This is a genomic window from Algoriphagus locisalis, from assembly GCF_900116615.1.
GTDB classification, from domain to species: domain Bacteria; phylum Bacteroidota; class Bacteroidia; order Cytophagales; family Cyclobacteriaceae; genus Algoriphagus; species Algoriphagus locisalis.
Window position 1 is genome coordinate 1 of the sequence record NZ_FPBF01000005.1, and the last position, 17,855, is coordinate 17,855.

Sequence of the window (17,855 nt, forward strand, 5' to 3'; positions counted from 1 at the left end):
GAGGCTGGCGATGAGTTGACCTACACGTTTGTAGTAAGAAATACAGGTACGGTGACGTTGGGTAATGTCTCTGTGTCTGAGTTGAGCTTCAGTGGCACGGGCACAGCACCGGCGATCACGTTTGTTGCCGCAGAGAGTGATAATACAGAGGGCACGCTAGCTCCAGGCGAGGAAGCGACCTACACAGCCACGTATGTGGTGACTGCACAGGATGTTGAGGCAGGTGTGATCACGAATCAGGCGAGAGCGGCTGGTCAGTTTGGCCAGAACACTCCGGTGACTGATGATTCAGGTGAGAGCTTCGATGTGGATGGTTTGACCAGCTTCGAGCTATGCCAGAAACCTAATTTGGAAATCACCAAAACTGTGAATTCTAACGCGGACATCCTCGAAGGAGACTTGATCTTCGACATCACTGTGAAAAACACTGGTAATGTTACCCTTTACAATATCTATGTAGAAGATATAGAAACAGAGGATAACTGGACTATCGCTGAACTTGCACCTAACGCAGAGGATACCCGCCAAGTAACGGTGGAAATCACGCAGGAAATGATTGATGGCAAATGCTATGAAAATACGGCTATTGCAGAGTCAAGAGAGTTCATTGATGGACAGCAGCAATCTCCGGGTGAAGGAGAATTCCCAGGAGGATTGCTATATAGAGTGGTGGCTCAGGATGAGGACATGGCTGATGCTTGCTTTACTCAAACTCCTGAATTGACTATCGATAAAGAAATCACTGCCGGTGATCCATATAGCGAGGTTGATGATGTAGTTGAATACAGCTATACCTTGGAAAACACGGGTAATGTGACGCTTTATGGTCCATTCACAGTGGAAGATGATAAGATCGATGGAACTATTGCTGATGAGAATAATACTGTAAGCTTGGCTCCAGGAGATGAGATTGTGTTTACTGCTACTTATGCTATCACTGCAGCTGATTTGGAAGAAGGGTCAGTGACCAACATAGCAACAGGTAAAGGATTCATCGGTGAGGGAGAAGGACAGGAGCCTATAGAATCTGATCCTGATTCTGAAACTGCTGAAGCTAGCTTCAATGAGATCTTGGCTGTGGATGACTTCGCGGGAACATTTGATTATGAGACTACTGCCCAGACTTCAGCTGTCAATGCTTTGACAAATGATGAGTTGAAAGGTGGTCCGGCAACTCCTGCCAATGTGACCTTGACAACAGTGATTGCAGATCCAGATGGGGTATTGAGTGTGGATGCAAACGGGGAGATCACCATTGCACCAAATCCTCAGGCAGGTAACTACCAGTTAACTTATAGAATTACAGAAACTGGAAATCCATCCAACTGGGATGAGGCAGTGATTACAGTCACGATCAACCCTGAACTTGGGTTGATCGAAGTGGATGAGTATTGTGAACTGGATGCTCCATACTTGAGATGGTTGCTATCACCGGTGAACTTTGATCTACAGGATCTGGCTCCAAATGATCCTAATCCGTTGACCATGACTTGGTATGACAAGGATGACAATGTGATCATCAGCTACGATAATATCCCAATGGAAGGCTACATGCTGTTCCCTGGTGCTGATACATTGGCTGGTGGATACGGTAGTGCATGGCCAGGATGGAAATTTGAAAACCAACAGTGGGTGGCTGGAGAATTTAACTTCTATCAGGTTCGTGAAGAAGGTGCTTATGTGATCTTTGAATTGAATCCTGAAGTTCGAACAGAAGTAACATATCCAGGAGCTTCTGAAGGATGTAACCCTAATCCGAACCCTCCTATTGCTGAGGATGACGATATGACCAGCATTCCGGTTTATGAGTTTGGATACGATGATATTGTCAATGTATTGACAAATGACAGATTGTTGGATGGTACATCACCATTGAATACTACTTTGGTAACAATAACTGAGGTGACTCAATCTACTCCAGGCGCATTGATCTTGGATACAAATACAGGTTTGGTAAGTGTATCTCCAGGATTGACTCCAGGTATTTACACCCTAGAATATAGAATCTGTACCAATCCTAATCCAACCAACTGCGATACCGCGATTGTGACGGTACGTGTGGTGGCCCCAGGATTAATGATTGAGAAATCAGTTCTTGAAAATGATAATGTGGTAGAAGGCTTTATCACATACGGTATCAAAGTCACTAACACTGGAGATGTTGAACTATTCAACATTGAAGTGAAGGATGACCTGACTGGTGAAATGTGGACTATTCCTTCATTGGCTCCGCAGGCGACATGGGAAGAAACTACGGATCTAGAAATCGATCAAGATTTGATAGACGGTCTTTGTGTAACCAATACTGCATCTGCTACAGCTTATGAAGAAGTTTATGAGCAGGAATCAGAGGTTGCTGAAGGAAGAGTAATAGCAAGCGATGAAGATTCTGTAGAAGAATGCTTTGAAATTTCTCCGGAAATCGAACTGTTGAAAGACGGAGCCTTCGTAGATGGCAACAATGATGGATTTGCTCAGGTGGGCGAGACCGTGGTTTACACCTTCACGGTGAGAAACACTGGCAACGTGACCTTGACCAACGTGACTATCGAAGATAATAAGGTAGCAGTAGTAGGGGGCCCTATAGCAACATTTGCTCCGGGTGATGAGGACAACTCAACCTTCACTGCGACCTACGTATTGACGCAGTCAGATATAGACAACGGCTTGGTGTCCAACCTTGCAATAGCAAGAGGCGAAGCGCCAGGCGGAGATCCTGAAGATCCAAGTGATGACATCACCGACGAGTCCTCTGATCCTACACCAGTAGATCCAGAGGTTACGGATCCTGAGTGTGAGGGAGACTGTACCATCACTGAGATTCCTCAGAATCCTATGATAGAACTGTTGAAAGACGGAGCCTTCGTAGATGGCAACAATGATGGATTTGCTCAGGTAGGCGAGACCGTGGTTTACACCTTCACGGTGAGAAACACTGGCAACGTTACCTTGACCAACGTGACTATCGAAGATAATAAGGTAGCAGTAGTAGGAGGCCCTATAGCAACATTTGCTCCGGGTGATGAGGACAACTCAACCTTCACTGCAACCTACGTATTGACACAGTCAGATATAGACAACGGCTTGGTGTCCAACCTTGCAATAGCAAGAGGCGAAGCGCCAGGCGGAGATCCTGAAGATCCAAGTGATGACATCACCGACGAGTCCTCTGATCCTACACCAGTAGATCCAGAGGTTACAGATCCAGAGTGTGAGGGAGACTGTACCATCACTGAGATTCCTCAGAATCCGATGATAGAACTGTTGAAAGACGGAGCCTTCGTAGATGGAAACAATGATGGATTTGCTCAGGTAGGCGAGACCGTGGTTTACACCTTCACGGTGAGAAACACTGGCAACGTGACCTTGACCAACGTGACTGTTGAAGATGATAAGGTAGCAGTAGTAGGAGGCCCAATAGCAACATTTGCTCCGGGTGATGAGGATAACTCAACCTTCACTGCGACCTACGTATTGACGCAGTCCGATATAGATAACGGCTTGGTATCTAACCTTGCAATTGCAAGAGGCGAAGCACCAGGCGGAGATCCTGAAGATCCAAGTGATGACATCACCGACGAGTCCTCTGATCCTACACCAGTAGATCCAGAGGTTACGGATCCTGAGTGTGAGGGTGATTGTACCATTACTGAGATTCCTCAGAATCCTATGATTGAACTGTTGAAAGACGGAGCCTTCGTAGATGGAAACAATGACGGATTTGCTCAGGTGGGCGAGACAGTGGTTTACACCTTCACTGTGAGAAATACTGGCAACGTGACCTTGACCAATGTGACTATCGAAGATGATAAAGTAGCAGTAGTAGGAGGCCCTATAGCAACATTTGCTCCTGGTGCAGAGGACAACTCAACCTTCACTGCAACTTACGTATTGACGCAGTCAGATATAGATAACGGCTTGGTATCTAACCTTGCTATTGCAAGAGGCGAAGCACCAGGCGGAGATCCTGAAGATCCAAGTGATGACATCACCGACGAATCTTCTGATCCTACTCCGGTATCTCCGGATGTTACGGACCCAGAGTGTGAGGGAGACTGTACCATCACTGAGATTCCTCAGAATCCGATGATACAGATTGTGAAATCTGACAACGGATCTGAGGTAAATGCAGCAGGTGATGTGATCACCTATACTTTGACTGTGACCAACACAGGTAATGTGACCTTGACTAATGTGATGGTTACAGATCCACTGACTGGTCTAGATCAAAATGCAGGTACTTTAGCACCAGGAGCTTCTACTGCATTGAACACTGAATATGTGGTGACTCAGGCTGATGTAGATGCAGGATTTGTATTGAATACTGCACTTGCTTCTGGCGAAAGCCCAGACGGTGAAGATCCTGAGGATGAGACTGAAATTGAAACTCCAATTGATCCATTACCATCGATTACGCTAGATAAAACCGTTGATGTGACTTCTGTAAGTGAAGCCGGTGTGGTACTGAATTATACCTTATTGGTGAAAAATACCGGTAATGTAACTCTTACTAGTGGTGAGCTGACAGATCCCAAAACAGGTTTGGCAGTAGGTTCATTAACCTTGGCTCCAGGGGAAGAAAGAAGCTTCCAGACTACTTACACAGTTACATTGGAAGACATTCTAAGTGGAGAGCCTATTCTGAATGTGGCTACGGTGAAAGCAGTTCATGAAAATTCTGAAACTCCTGTAGAAGCTGAAGATGATGCGACTGTGAATGTTGATCTGACCGCTGGAATCCAGATAGACAAAACTGCAGATAAGACTGTGGTCTATGAAATCGGGGAAGTAATCACTTATACAATTACAGTTACCAATACAGGTACAGCTCCATTGGTAGATGTTCAGGTAAATGATCCAATGACTGGATTTACGGAATCTGTTGAAATGCTATTGCCTAATGAGGTACTTGAGTATTCAACTACGTACACTGTAACCGAGTCGGACATTGCTAATCAGGAAAACTTGGTCAACGTAGCAACAGTTACAGCGACAAATCCTGTTGATCCAGAAAATCCGGTATCTGAAGAAGATGACCATGTGGTAGAAGTAGGTTGTGAAGGCCAGACCCTGATTACGGGTATTGCATTCAATGCTGAGGCGGATCTTCCACTGGCTGGAGTGCCTGTTACGCTGATTCCGCAGGGAGATACTCCTGGCTCTACGCTACTTGTTATTACAGGTGCGGACGGTAGATATACCTTCCAGGATTTTGCTCCAGGCAGCTACCTAGTACAAGTGCAGGATGCTAATCTAAATGCGGCAAGAGGTCTGTATCCAGTAGAAAGCTCCTTGTTCTTTACGGATATCGCTGACTGTGCTTATCAGACGCATGACTTCGGTTATGAAACCTATGATGGTATTGTACTGGGAGACTTTGTATGGTATGACTTGAATGGTGATGGTATCCAGAACGAATGGTTTGATGCCAATAACGACGGTCAAGTAACACTGAATGATCCTACCCAAGGTCCAATTGATATTGCGGATTGGGAATGGTTCGATCTCAATGGTGACGGCAGATACGATGGCCCTGAAAACGAGGGTGAGTTGAACAAAGCCGGCTTCGGCAATGCTCAGTCTGCCAATGTTCATGTAGATGGTCCTGGAGGATATGCTGCAGATATCATCGTCGGTATCATAGGATACTGGAGAGATAGGCCAGAGGGAGTAGAGTTCGGTGAGTTTACTGCTTACTTGAATAATGACGAATTCCTGGATGCTGAAGCGCAGAGAATGGGTGCAACTGGATTAGTGAAAGTTCTTCCTGATGCAGATGCCAGAATGACTGATATCAATGCTTCTAGAACTGAAGTAAGATGTGGTGTTACAGGTGGGGCAGATGGCATATCGGCCATGATAACTGCTGAAAACCCTGTAAATCTGAATATGGACTTCGGTATGAGATGTCTAGAGGTAGATGTTGAAATCATCGCCAATGACGATGACTTTGGTACTCACTTCATAAGCTTCGGTGGATTGCTAGGAAATATCCTGGATAATGACCGACTAGAAGGTGAGCGACCAGACCCAGCAGATGTGGACTTCGAATTCACAGAACTTGACGGAATCGTAGGTCTATTGATCGATGAAAACGGAGAGTTGAGCCTGATCCCAGGAGTGAACGAAGCTAGAGAATATACTTTGAGATATACGCTACGTGAGACAGCATTCCCAGATAACCAGGATGATGCAATTGTTGTCTTTAGATTGCTAAATGATCAAGTTGATCTTGGAGTTACTAAGACTTCGTTTGATGTGGAGATATTTGAAGGTGACGATTTTGAGTATGAGATTGTCATTACCAATGGAGATACTCCTGCTACGAATGTGGTAGTAACAGACAACCTTCCTGCCGGAGTGACTTACATCAGTAACACGGTAACTGCAAATAGCACGAATGCTACAGTGAATGATAACGTATCGGGAAGTGCCATTACTTGGACGATCCCTACGCTAGAAGCTGGAGCTACAATCACTATAAGAGTGAAGGTGAATGCAGTAACCGCAGGGGTAATTACCAATACGGTGATTATCGGTTCTGATGAAGAGGATATTGATGATACAAACAATCAGGATGACGATGTGAATACAATTATGCCATTCCATATACCTAATGTGATCACTCCTAATAATGATGGAGATAACGATACATTTGAAATAGAAGGAATTAATATATTTGTAAGTACTGAGATCACTATCATTAATAGATATGGTGACCATGTTCTAGAGCAGGAAAATTATCAGAATGACTGGAACGCTCCAGGGCAAACAGCAGGTACCTACTTCTATGTACTAAAAGCTGTAGATAGAAGTGGTAGAGAACATGAGTACAAAGGTTGGATTCAAGTAATTAAAAACTAATCATTGGTCCACAGACAGGTAGAAAATAGATAGCATATGAAATCGAGCATGAATCAAATATCACACACTGGGATTATTATAGTTCATGCGAGATTCCATATGAGCTCTAAAAGATAAATTATAAGCATATGAAAACTACTTTTAAAATCATTGGAATGACCTTTCTGGTGGCCATATTGGCCACCGGGGGGACTTTTGGACAGCAGCTTCCGCAGTTCAGCCAGTATATCTTTAATGGGTTACATATTAACCCAGGGTATGCAGGCTATAAGCAGGAAGGCTACATTCAGTCAACTTACCGAAGCCAGTGGGTTAATTTCCCAGGGGCACCGGAGACCTTCACCGTCACAGCAGATTTATCTGCAAACGAAGGGACGATGGGATTCGGGGTGTCGTTTCTGAGTGACAACTTAGGGCCAGCCAAAACCACCGGAGGCTTGTTGACTTATGCTTATCGTATTCAAACGGGAGCCAATAGTCATTTGGGGCTTGGAGTAAGTGCAGGCTTTTCACAATATTCTATTGATGGAAGCATGCTAGACCCGAATGACTTTCCTGATAGTGAAATACCCGATGGAAGAATCAACCTGACGACACCAAATCTAAACACAGGCTTGTTTTTTAACACTAACAAGTTTTATGCAGGGTTTAGTGTTTATAATATGATTGGTAAGAAATCTCTCGAAAGAGAAGATGTAGCTCTAGCTTACCATGATTTTCACTTTTACCTTACTGCAGGTGCCATATTTGATTTTGGACAGACAGTGAAGTTCAAGCCTAGCTTCCTTATCAAGGAAGTAAAAGGAGCTCCGACCAATTATGATATCAACGCGATGTTCTTGTTTGCAGAGCGAATTTGGGTTGGAGGATCGTACAGAAGCAATATGAAAATCTGGAACGATAATTTGCAAGAGAATCTAGATAGTCGAAATGCATTGGCAGCGATTATTGAGATCTACGCTACCAAGCGTTTAAGATTAGGCTACGCCTATGACCATAACCTGAATGTGCTGAGCAACTACAGAAATAACTCCCATGAGCTTTCCGTAGGCTACTACATAACTCCGAAAACAGCAGTAATGAAAAACCAAAGATGGTTCTGATTATGAAAAAGACATTTACAATACTCAGTATTACCGCAGCCATGATCTTTGGATCAGTTGGAGTTACAGAAGCGCAGAAAAGTAAAATCCGTTATGCTGACAAGCAGATGGAGCTAATGAACTATACCCATGCCCTTGAAGTATATGAGCAGGCTTATGCCCATAAGCCGAATTATGAAACTGCAAAAAAGGTAGCTGGAGTAGAGGATATCATCCGCGATTACGATAAATCATACGAGTGGTGGAAAACTACCGTAGGATATGACGAGGCTACTAATTCCGACTACGCACAATTTCTTAGAGCTGCTCAGTTGACAGATAATTTTGATGAGGCTGTCAGCATAATTGAAGCTAAAGGAGTCTCAGCAGACAGTCTGGATGTAGCAAAATTATTGACCATTAAAAGTAAGAAGAAAGTTAAGTTGGAGCCTGCTGAGGGGCTAAACTCTGCTGGTTCGGATTTTGATTTGGCCATTGACTCTAATGGAAACAAGTATTTTGTATCTGATCGTGGCGGCATATATCCTAGTGAGATGGCAAGCTTGAGATTTGATGCAAAAAATAAATATTTCAGCGAAGAGAAAAGTGATTATACAGACCGAGAATATTTTTCAGTATATAAACAAGATACATCCGGGAACGTCACCGAATTAGTATCAAATGTGCCAGGTACCTATAATTTCTCAGATCCTAGTTACGATAAAGGACAAGGCATACTTTTCTACTCTATTACTAGGGATATCAAAAAAGTAAAGAAGCGTGAGGATATTGTAGTTCAGCCAGAGATATACTACAGCAAATTGAACGAAGATGGGACAATGGAAGGATTTTACCCTGTTCCATTCAATGATTCAATAAGATATGCAGTGATGAACCCTTATGTAGATGAGGAGGCAAAGAGGTTATATTTTACTTCAGATATGCCAGGGGGCATGGGTGGCACTGATTTATATTATGCGACTTATGACGCAGAGATGACATTTGGAGCTCCTGTAAACTTGGGCTCAACTATCAATACATCTGGAAATGAATCACATGCATTCAGAAAAGATGATAAATTCTATTTTAGCTCTACCGGACACCCAGGAGTAGGTGGCATGGATGTATTCCAGGCTGATTATACCGATACTCAATTCAGCAATGTGCAGAATATGGGTATGCCTATCAATTCACTGGCTGATGATTTTGCATATCGAGAGGTATTAAACGAAAAAGGTAAAGAAGAAGTATTTATTTCATCCAATAGAAAAGGTGGACAAGGACTGGATGATATTTATACCATTCAGGATGTGTATAAGCAATTTCTCGCTAGAGTTATTGATTGCGAAGGTTTAGTAATTACCGATAGCTACATGGCTACCTTAAGAGACAAAACCCAGAATGGAAATGTGCAGACAACCAGAAGCGGTAACGGTGAACTTCTTGCCGAACTAGAGCCTGACAGTGATTTTGGGATCGTCATCTCCAAACCTGGATACTTTAGCGTAACTGACGAAAGTATCACTACGAAAGGCTTTGAAGGCGATACGGTAAAAAGAGAATATACCTTAATTGCGATTCCTTATCAGTTGCCAGTCTATGTGGATATTGTGTATTACGATTTGGATAAGTTTAAGATTAGAGACGATGCAAAACCAGCATTGGACAAGCTAGGTGAGATGATGAACAAATATCCATTCCTGGATCTACTTGTTGCTTCTCATACCGATTCCCGTGCTAGTGATGAGTATAACATTATCCTTTCCAATAATAGAGCAAAAGCTGTGACTGAATATATGGCACAGCATAATATATCTGCTGATCGAATTAGACTAGAGTGGTTTGGAGAGCAAGAATTGGTTAATGGATGTGAAGATGGCCAGCCATGTTCTGAAGTAGATCATCAGTTGAACAGAAGATCAGAGTTGATTTTGGAAGCATTTCCTGACCCAAGCAAAGGATACGAAATTCCTGAGAGCTTTAAAGACCTTAATTTCTGTGATCCAGAGACACTGTTTGAAGATATTCAAAAAGAGCTTGAAGCAATTCCTACCATCTATTTTGACTTTGACAAATCGATGTTGAGATCAGTGCATAGAAAAGAGCTTGAGCGTACTGCCATTATGTTGAAGCGTATGCCAAACCTAATGCTTTATATAGAAGGCCATACTGATCAGAGAGGTTCTGATGAATACAACAAGCCACTATCTGAGAGACGAGCTGATGCAGTGAAGAAATACCTTATTGAACGAGGTATCGAAGACAACAGAATGGAAGAAACTTGGTTTGGAGAAACTAAGCCAGTAAATGATTGTAATGAAATTACCTGTACTGAGGCTATGCACCAGTTGAATAGACGTACCGAACTTCGGGTAGGGAAGTCTTCATTTACCTATACAGGCAGGAAAAAGAAAGTTGATACGTTGTAACACGTTATTGATGTGAATAGTAAAGTTTGAAAAGGGTCCCGCATTTGCGGGACTCTTTTTTTCTCAAACATGTTTTAAAGTCAAAGCTTAAAATTCCTGATAACCCCCACACTCAATCTACTTGAATGCATGATCTGGTTACCATTTAGGTTCTGAGATAGTGGATACTGATAAATTAAATTTAAGGTAGTCTGAGTGACATTGAAATCTAATCCAATTTGTGCGAAGGTAACTTTCCCGCCCGTAAGATCTTGCTCAATGGTATTCCACAAATCCTTTTGCGAAGCTTCATAATAAAACCCGGCATTCGGAGCTAAAAGCACTTTTTCACTTGCCTGAAATTGATGAAAGTAGATTGCATAGGCATTGAAGCTATCTCCAGCCTGATAGTCTTGAGCTCCCTCCGTGCTGAATTGGTAACTTGCCCCTGCATTCACTCCCTGATTGTTTAAGAACCATTGGTAATTTACTCTCGGAATAAAAGCAAAGGCATTCTTGCCCGGTTGAATGATTGGATCGAAATAATCTCGGTTTTCATTGCCAGATTTTATCAATGCTTGACCAGTAGGTAGATTAATAGCAAACCCAGGTCGTATAGTGTGTCTGGATTTTTTATTGTAAATCAACCAAATGTAATCTCCCGCCAAGGTCAAATCTCCCCATCCCTGGACGAATAGCGTAGTGTCTCTTGTCGGTTTTGGCAAGTCAAGGTATTCTTCATAATAGACTTTGTTGAATTCGTATGGAAGCACCGCCGTGAAATTCCATTTGTTTTTCACTGTAAAATTCCCTCGAACCTCTATCGTCTGATAAGTCTCAAAATCCTCTTTCGATTTTCTCACATAGAGATTATTTCCTTCAGGTTCATGCATGACAATTGGATAACTACCTGGGAGTAATTTGGTAGAAAGCTGCTGTGGATAAGTGAGAATCGATTGGGAAGCTGGACTGACAGCAGTATAACTCTTGTAATCATTGAATCCTCGGTAACGGTAGAATAACCCTAAGTAACTTTTGTTTTGAAGCAGGCTGTATTCGAAGAAGTTGCAGCTATCACAGGCGTAGCTTTTCTGCATTCCCAGAAAGGAAAAGGAGGTAAGTCCAAGCAGCAGTATTTTATAATTAATTGATTTTATCAGTTTCATTTTTGATGTTTTTGAATAAAAAGAGAATCAGTCAAGGTGTTCAGAAATGCTATGATTGCAACTCTTTCGGTAGTACTGAGCTTGATCCCTTCGGATAGAGCCGGGGCCAAAGTTTCATTTACCTGAATTCCATTTTGGTAATGATCCAGTACTTCTTCCAAAGTCTGGAATCTTCCGTCATGCATGTAAGGAGCAGTCAAGACAATATTGCGAAGTGTAGGAGTTTTGTATGCCCCCATGTCTTCAGGATTTGAGGTGATTCTAAAGCGACCCTGATATAATCCTTCCAATGCTGGAGGATTTGGATATGCTTTGTCCAGTCCGTTATTGTGAAAGCTTCTATCAGTAAAGAGCCCTTCCTGATGGCAACTGGAGCAGTTTTTTTGATAAAGCTGATAGCCTGTAAGTTCCAATTCTGTTAATTCCGCTTCACTTCTTTTCCAGCGATCATACTTAGAGTCCTGGGAAATAAGTGATCTAACATATTGACTGATCGCCCGTGAAATCTGGGCGCTTTGGATTTGACCTTCCGAAAAGACAAATTCGAATTGCTCCTTATAAACTGGATCACTTTCCAAATAAGAGATAAGCTCATTTAGATCAGCGCCCATTTCATCAGGGTGAGTCAATGGGGCAAAGTTCAAAGATTCCAGATCATGTGCTCCACCATCCCAAAAGAGTCCCTCACTTTGCCAAGCCAAATTGAATAGAGGGGGCGAAGTGCGGTGCAATCCCTTTCCCGAAACTCCGTGCTTGGCCAATGCCAACCCATCAGTAAAAGCCAAAGAAGGGCTATGACAAGTGGCACAGGAGACTTTACCATTCCCAGATAGGTTTGGGTCAAAGTATAACCTCTTTCCCAAAGCAACCCCTTCCTCAGAAAGCATATTCCGCTCAGGCTGTGGAAATCCCGCAACCTGAAGAGTGGAAGAAACCTCTGGAATATAATAATGGATTTTAGGTTCTGAAATTACCGGATCTTCCCCTGAAGTACATGCCCAGACCAAAGGGAGGCTAAGAATAAGTTTAGAAAGCTTTTTCATAAAGAGACCCGGAGACCGAAGTCCCCGGGATGATAATTACTTCACGGTAATAAAACCTTCAGAATAGTTTTCGGCGACTTTACCGGCCATCTCTCCAAACATGATAGTGGTACTCTCCAACTCACTGAGCTGAAGGATGTTTGGATCTTTAAATAGCTCATCCAGATTTGATGTTAGCGTCAATGAAGTTGGGCTACCAGCGATCACGCCGGTCAGAGACTGTGTAACGGTCCTAAAGTTTGGGTTAGTGCCTATGTGAATAATAAGGCCTTGTCTTTCTCCGGAATTTGAGTTGGTGAATTCTCCTTCTAGCACAACGAACTTGTAACCTGTGTTCCAGTTCCAGGCCATGTCTGAATTTGGATCCAAATCTCCTGTCTGATCCGTTTTGCCATTTGCCACTTCATCCACACCTATTGAGAAAGTAAGTTGGTCGTAATTGGCAGAAGGGATCATTCCCAGGTCGATGCTCTTTTTTCCGTCCTCAGAGATTAAGTGATAGCTATTGGGTTCCACGTAAGTTTCACCGGAAACTGAGTTCCTCAACGCTACATTTGAGATGTAATACTTGAATTTTTTTGGAGTGAAATCCTCACCTGAAGGAAGAGTAAAAGATTTACCGTTAAGTTCCAAAGTTTGGCCATCCAGAACATGTTCAAGCGAAATGTCCATTGCCATAGTTGCAGGGACTTCCACATCATCACAAGAAGAGAACATCATAATTGAACCGAATAATGCTGTATAAATAAGATTTTTCATGTGTTTATAATTTTTTTTAAGGTCACATGGAATCTTCGCATGAATTATAATCATCCCTCTGTGTGTCGCTTCGGGTCATGCTTGATTTCATATGATTATAATTGATTTTTAAAGGCCATATGGAATCTCGCATGGTGAATAATCATTCCACCGTGTGTCGTTTTCGACATGCTCGATTTCATGTGTTTAAAGTTTTTAATTCAGAGTTAATTAAAAGGGTCTGAGAATTTTGGATTGCTAATAAATTGCTGATCTGTCAAGGTGTGGAGAAAAGCGATAATTGCCTTTTTCTCCTCCTCACTCAGATGTAGTTTGACAGCATTGCTACCATCGGGAAGCTCATTACTGGCTTCCAAAATCAATACATCCAGCGTGCTGCTGTTTTGTATGTGATCATTATAATGATCGAGCACTTCTTCCAAAGTTTCAAATCTTCCATCATGCATATAGGGAGCTGTAATGGCAATATTCCGCAAGCCTGGAGCTTTGAATTTTCCTTTATCAAAAGGATTTTCTGTCACAGACATTAGACCTGAAGGCAGATTTTCATCGGCATCCAATCCGTTATTGTGAAAACCAGTAAATCCATTTGGATCACCTGCTGTCAGAAATCCCAGATGGCAATCACTGCAATTTCCTCCTCTAAGCTGAAGCTTAGGCTCAGGATGGGTGAAGAACAGTTCCAATCCCAATTGCTCCTCTGGAGTTAGCTCAACTTCATTTCTGATCCAGGCATCAAATTTTGAATTGGCGGAAATTAACGTGCGCTCAAATTGGGCGATAGCCTTTCCGATCAGCTCCGCAGTGATTTCTTCACTGCCAAAAGCATTTTTGAAAAGACTAGGATACTGAGCATCAGCTTGCAGCCTGCTTACGGCCTCGTGGATTGGAAGATTCATCTCCCTGGGGTCTTCGATAGGCTGAACGGCTTGCTCCTCTAGCGAACTGGCACGTCCATTCCAAAAGAATTTGGTCTGCCAGTGAAGATTGGAAAGTGACATGGCGTTCATTTCTCCTATGGAGCCATTGACACCAAAGCTGAATTGTTTGCCATCAGAAAAGGCTTTTTGCTGCTGGTGGCATGAGCCACAGGAAATTGTGCCGTCAGACGATAGCTTTTTTTCATAGAAAAGCCTTCGCCCAAGCTGCACACCTTCCTCCGTCAGCGGATTGTCAGCGGGCATGGCAATATTCGTCGGAAAATAATCCGGCGAATCCAGTGAAATATTGGTAGGTCCACTTGCGGGATCTTCCTCATTGCTTCCACAGGAAACTAAGCCACACACGCAAACCAATCCCAGCCATGCAGGGAATTGAAATCGCATGATTTGTAGAATTTTAAATGCTTATCCGCATTTGGCCAATTAATGGACAAATGCATTCCAGAATATGGTCAACTTAAGCGTTAAAGCCACTTCAGCCTGTCCCGCCAATGCGGGAGTCTCCCGTCCTCGGTCTTCCGTCCACCAAAGCAAAGAACTATTGATTCTGGCATCATTGCGGATAAACATATATTTATTAGAAATCTGTTACTCGATCAAAAAATCACGCTTGTGGCGGATGGTCGATTTCTTTGCTTTCGGTTTGGCCAAACCAATTCTGGTAAAAAGATTCATGAGCAAATGGCTCAATGGAATTTGAAGGATGCTGATAGCTTAAAGTTGGGTTTTGGATGTAAACCCCAAAATCCTGACTAAATGTAAGTGCAGTCTTATTTTCCTGCCTTTCTTGTTCTTCCTTAAGCTTTGTTGCGAGGTAACACTTTCCGTCACAGTTCATCATTGGCTTGTCCGTGTTGACACAGAAATTGTCTATGATGTATTTCTGATTCATCGTGAAACTCACTTTGATCACCGAATACACCATACTGTTCATTACTAGAACAGCACATAGCCATATGTAAAGTGTGCTTTTAAGCATTTGCTGCAAAGGTATATCAGAATCCGTTTTTACACTATGATTTATAGTTTTTATTGAACAAATGATATTCCCTACTATGTGTATTCGCTTAACTGCATGTATTCTTGCTAGAAGTTTAAATTTGGCAATTCCCCATTTCTACAGGGGGCTAAGGGGATTTTTCCAAGGCCAAACAAAATTCTAGTACATGCACTAATGCGTACACACATACGCCCTAATGGGATATTCTCAAGGAAAAACCTTTTGGAGACAAACATTTTGGGCTTATCTTGATCTATCTTATTTACCCAAAATCCCTCAAGATGTTAAAGCAAAGCCTTTTCTATTTTTCGTTTACACTTGGAATTGTAACTACTGCCACCGCCCAATTCAACCCAACTGGCACAGATTACAAATTAGTCTGGCAAGATGAATTTGATCAGGAGGGAAAAGTGAATTCAGAGAAATGGTCTTTTGAAGAGGGATTCAAAAGGAATAATGAAGTACAGTGGTACCAAAAGGAAAATGCAGAAGTAAAAGACGGGAGGCTAGTGATCACCGGGAAAAGAGAACAGGTCAAAAACAGCAATTTTGATCCAGAAAGTACAGATTGGAGAAGAAATCGGGAGTTTGCTGAATACACCTCTTCCAGTATTAATACCCGAGGCAAATACGAATTCCAATATGGGATCATGGAGGTTCGGGCAAAGATCGATACCGCCTTGGGCATGTGGCCTGCTATTTGGACCTTGGGTATCACAAAGCCTTGGCCAGCCAATGGTGAAATCGATGTTATGGAATATTACCGGGTGAAAGGCGAAGCAACGATTTTGGCTAATGCTGCCTGGGCAGATGAAGGACAATACAATGCTAAATGGGATGATGCAAAAATTCCATTCACCGACTTTCTTCAAAAGGATCCTGAGTGGCCAAGTAAATTCCATCTCTGGAGAATGGAATGGACTGAAGATACCATCAAACTCTTTCTGGATGATGAGTTGCTAAATGAGGTAGATCTGGCAAGAACTGTCAATCCTGATGGTTTTAACCCTTTCCATCAGCCACATTATATCCTCTTAAACCTTGCCATAGGCGGTAATAATGGTGGAGATCCTACATATTCTGCTTTTCCACGAGAATATGCAGTGGATTATGTAAGAGTTTATCAGAAGTAGAAGATTAATGTGAGGTGAGTTAGGTTACTTTTCCAAAAGCAGCACAACTAAAACCATTGCGCCCTCTGCGAAATCCTCTGCGCTCACCGCGGTAAATCCCCTCAATCAAATGTCTTCGAGCTGTCAGCGATCATCTCGTTGATCTCAGCCAATTCCTTCTCTGTCAAGTCACGCCATTTACCTACCGGAATATCCAGATGCACGTTCATAATTCGGATTCGCTTCAATTGAAGTACTTTAAATCCAAAATGCTCACACATTCTACGTATCTGACGGTTTAAGCCTTGAGTAAGGGTGATTCTGAATTTGAATTTACTTATACGTTCCACTTTACATGGATCCGTTACAGTGTCCAAGATCGGAACTCCTGCTCCCATCAATTTGATGAACTCATCGTTCACAGGCCGATCTACAGTGACGATGTATTCCTTCTCGTGATTGTTTTTAGAGCGAAGAATCTTATTTACAATATCACCTTCGCTGGTTAAAAATATCAGCCCTTCACTGTCTTTATCCAGTCTTCCAATTGGGAAAATCCGCTGCGGATGACCTATGAAGTCAATGATATTATCCTTTTCCCCCTTGACGTCAGTAGTACTCACTATGCCCACAGGTTTGTTGAAAGCTATGTAAGTGTGGACTTGTTTAGGTTTCCCTACTGCTTCTCCATCCACTGCCACCACATCTGAAGGTCCTACCTTAGTTCCAAGTTCAGGAACTTTACCGTTGATAGTGATCCGGCCTTCTTCCAGAAGTTTGTCCGCTCCGCGTCGAGAGCAAAATCCAACTTCGCTCAGGTATTTATTGATTCGTATGTATTGATCTGTTTCCAAGGAATTCAAATTGGATTTGAAGCGCAAGTTACATAATTGATATTTACCGCGGTGGACGCAGAGGATTGCGCAGAGCGCGCAGCTGAATTATCTATTGGTTCGAGTCTCATGACTTGGACCTAGTATAATGCAGTCTCCCGACTGCAAATTTACTTGTTGAAATTCGGAAACTCTGCTTCACTAGAATCTTGGTAGCGGTATTCAATGAACGTTATTTTTTGTTTGCAAATTCATAATAATTGCTAATCTCGAAAGAGCAGTCTGAAGACTGCATTATCAATAGTCCAAGTCTAAAGACTTGAACAAGTACCAATAACTTCGATGATTAAATCTGCTTAAATCAGCGGATCTTTTGTCAGACTGATCCTAAAATCCTAACTAAATAATATGTACTCAAGCTCTTCAGGAATCTCGTAAATCGCACTTCGTATTTCGTAAATCACTAGAGATTGCTACGTTCCTTCGTCACTACCGATGACGTTGAATTTTTATTCCGCGTTCTCTCCGTAGCCTCTCTGCCCTTTGCGGTAAATCGAGTAAAATCATTCTAAAAACAGACTGCTTCATTTCCTCCCGATCCGATGAAACCAGTCAGAAGACTAAAAAGGATTTTGTTAAGGTATCTT

The 17,855-nt window shown here is 42.5% G+C and carries 11 protein-coding genes; 4 read left to right on the forward strand and 7 right to left on the reverse strand.

Features of this window, described 5'->3' with window-relative positions; all coding sequences use genetic code 11:
• The 3 genes from BM386_RS14135 to BM386_RS14145 all read left to right on the forward strand — a co-directional run.
• Positions 1–6,864, forward strand: a 6,864-nt coding sequence (locus BM386_RS14135) for a DUF7507 domain-containing protein (protein ID WP_139235919.1), incomplete at its 5' end; no start/stop codon positions are given.
• 128 nt (positions 6,865–6,992) lie between these two features.
• Complete coding sequence (locus BM386_RS14140) at positions 6,993–7,967, forward strand: PorP/SprF family type IX secretion system membrane protein (RefSeq protein ID WP_091695503.1); 975 nt, start codon at positions 6,993–6,995, stop codon at positions 7,965–7,967.
• Between the two features lie 2 nt (positions 7,968–7,969).
• Positions 7,970–10,375: an OmpA family protein gene (locus tag BM386_RS14145; RefSeq protein ID WP_244545534.1), complete on the forward strand. Its 2,406-nt coding sequence runs from the start codon at positions 7,970–7,972 to the stop codon at positions 10,373–10,375.
• A gap of 80 nt (positions 10,376–10,455) precedes the next feature.
• Here BM386_RS14145 and BM386_RS14150 read toward each other — a convergent pair whose 3' ends face one another.
• The 6 genes from BM386_RS14150 to BM386_RS14170 form a co-directional block, all read right to left on the reverse strand.
• Entirely contained in the window at positions 10,456–11,520 is a 1,065-nt protein-coding gene (locus tag BM386_RS14150) for a transporter family protein (protein ID WP_091695506.1), read from the reverse strand.
• The gene (locus BM386_RS14155; protein WP_091695508.1) at positions 11,517–12,563 is read right to left on the reverse strand and encodes a cytochrome-c peroxidase; all 1,047 of its coding nucleotides are present in this window, start codon (positions 12,561–12,563) and stop codon (positions 11,517–11,519) included. The genes BM386_RS14150 and BM386_RS14155 overlap by 4 nt, the downstream gene beginning before the upstream one ends.
• 36 nt (positions 12,564–12,599) lie before the next feature.
• Positions 12,600–13,322 carry an MbnP family protein gene (locus BM386_RS14160; protein WP_091695509.1) on the reverse strand — a complete coding sequence of 241 codons (723 nt, stop codon included), beginning with the start codon at positions 13,320–13,322 and terminating at the stop codon, positions 12,600–12,602.
• A 206-nt stretch (positions 13,323–13,528) separates the two neighbouring features.
• Positions 13,529–14,647 (reverse strand): cytochrome-c peroxidase, encoded by a 1,119-nt coding sequence (locus tag BM386_RS14165; protein ID WP_091695511.1) that lies wholly within the window; start codon positions 14,645–14,647, stop codon positions 13,529–13,531.
• Positions 14,648–14,686: 39 nt separating this feature from the next.
• Entirely contained in the window at positions 14,687–14,833 is a 147-nt protein-coding gene (locus tag BM386_RS23685; RefSeq protein ID WP_170857103.1) for a hypothetical protein, read from the reverse strand.
• 34 nt (positions 14,834–14,867) lie between these two features.
• A complete protein-coding gene (locus BM386_RS14170) occupies positions 14,868–15,242 on the reverse strand; it encodes a hypothetical protein (RefSeq protein ID WP_139235920.1) in 375 nt (124 codons plus the stop codon).
• Positions 15,243–15,544: 302 nt separating this feature from the next.
• On the opposite strand from BM386_RS14170, the gene BM386_RS14175 reads away from it, so the two are divergent.
• On the forward strand, positions 15,545–16,396 hold the full coding sequence (locus BM386_RS14175) for a glycoside hydrolase family 16 protein (protein WP_091695515.1): 852 nt from the start codon (positions 15,545–15,547) through the stop codon (positions 16,394–16,396).
• A 101-nt stretch (positions 16,397–16,497) separates the two neighbouring features.
• Here the strand turns inward: BM386_RS14175 and rluF are convergent, their stop codons facing one another.
• Positions 16,498–17,229, reverse strand: a complete 732-nt coding sequence (rluF, locus tag BM386_RS14180) for a 23S rRNA pseudouridine(2604) synthase RluF (RefSeq protein ID WP_091696122.1) — start codon at positions 17,227–17,229, stop codon at positions 16,498–16,500.
• Positions 17,230–17,855: the final 626 nt, after the last annotated feature.